Raw genomic sequence first — 1,597 nt, 5'->3', positions numbered from 1 at the left:
AACAAGAACTWAATTAATTGATTMAGAACGMCYWTTYCTTGMTAGAAAGTCATTAATATACGTTTCAATTTTTTATAAAAAAAAAGAATCAGTTAATTTCCTGGATAAAAGAATATGCATTTCTGTAGATTAGATATTATACAAATACTTTCCCGAAGAATAGAATTTGATTCTATTTAATCTATTTATTAGTATCCCATCCAGTTTTTATAAGTTCATTGACGAAGTTTTATATTACTCAATATTACTTAATAAATAAAACCTACCTATCTTTTTGTGTTTGCGTACTTGTACTTTGTTSTTAGATTCTATATTTTATATATTTTACGTAAAGCTTAAAAAAAAAGAGAAAAAAGAGTTCTAATACATTCTAATATTAATACATCAATAAAAAACTAAGAATAGAAATCTTTGWCGAGCGGAATRAAAAATCATTAGGATTTCGACACAAGAAAGGGGTGTTGAAAATGCCTTTTCYTGTGTCGAAGACTAAGAAGACAAATAATCCTTCCTAGAATTGTTTGTTCCCCGCGTTTATCCCTTCTCTATTTCCTACTTATTTGTATCTAGTTCCATTTGATTATTTTCTATTTAGAAGAAAAACCTATTGATGTTTTTTATGATATTTTMATCTRGCAAGAATAATATAGTCACACCATCCAAATTTKATTTGGATAAAAAAAAGAAAAGGTAAARRCAAAAAGTATTCTACATATTATGATTACGAACACAATACAARGGTTTCKYGGCATCTCRTAGAAAAAGAAAGAATAAAAAARTTTMGAATTMCATTTTTTTGATTATACATAATCCCTAATAMTTTTAGGGTTCTTTTTATAATTAGAAACTTGATGTTGATAAATCCGTGAAATCTAGAAATTCATTTCGGACAATTGAACCTTTTCGAACTGTTTCTTTTTCAGAACCAAAAAAATTTGTGCCAAAACAACAGATGCTAAAAAGACCAAAAGGCCTTGAATGCGTAATGGATCTTGAAGGACTATTTCYGCATCTCCTTGACCAAATCCKCCTACATTAGGATTACTCGTCAATGGTTGATCAAATTTGATAGATTCACCYTCSGAAACAAGAAGTTCCGGGCCTGGGGGRATAATATCAACYACTTGACGTCCATCCGATGYATCYGCTATCGTTATTTCGTATCCCCCTTTTTCTTTTCGTATRATTTTGCTTACTATWCCSGTTGYTGTAGCATTATAAACTGTATTGTTACTCTTGYTCCCGTCGGGATAAATCTGACCCCTTCCCCTRTTTCCACCYACGTATATAGGATATTTTAAAAAGTGAACATCTTTCTTAGTAGCAGGGTCYGGTGAAAGAATAGGAAARGTKATTTCACTATATTTCTGACCAGGAACAGGGCCKATCACAAGAATATTTTTRKTAKYKGGRCGATRGCTCTGAAAAGACAAATTRCCTATCTTTTCTTTCATCTCGGGAGAAATACGATCAGCAGGGGCTAATTCAAAACCCTCAGGTAAAATAAGAACAGCTCCGACATTCAAAGCCCCCTTTTCACCATTAGCAAGAACTTGTTTCACTTGCATATCATAAGGAATTCGAACAACTGCTTCAA

At 31.6% G+C, this 1,597-nt stretch carries 1 protein-coding gene; it reads right to left on the bottom strand.

The features are described 5' to 3' along the window. Positions 1 to 872: 872 nt before the first annotated feature. Positions 873 to 1,597, bottom strand: a 725-nt coding sequence (locus EIZ48_RS31305; RefSeq protein ID WP_160658642.1) for a cytochrome f, incomplete at its 5' end; no start/stop codon positions are given.

The sequence above is a fragment of the Photobacterium alginatilyticum genome, assembly GCF_009910675.1.
Lineage (GTDB): Bacteria > Pseudomonadota > Gammaproteobacteria > Enterobacterales > Vibrionaceae > Photobacterium > Photobacterium alginatilyticum.
This window is presented reverse-complemented; position numbering and strand designations above follow the sequence as displayed.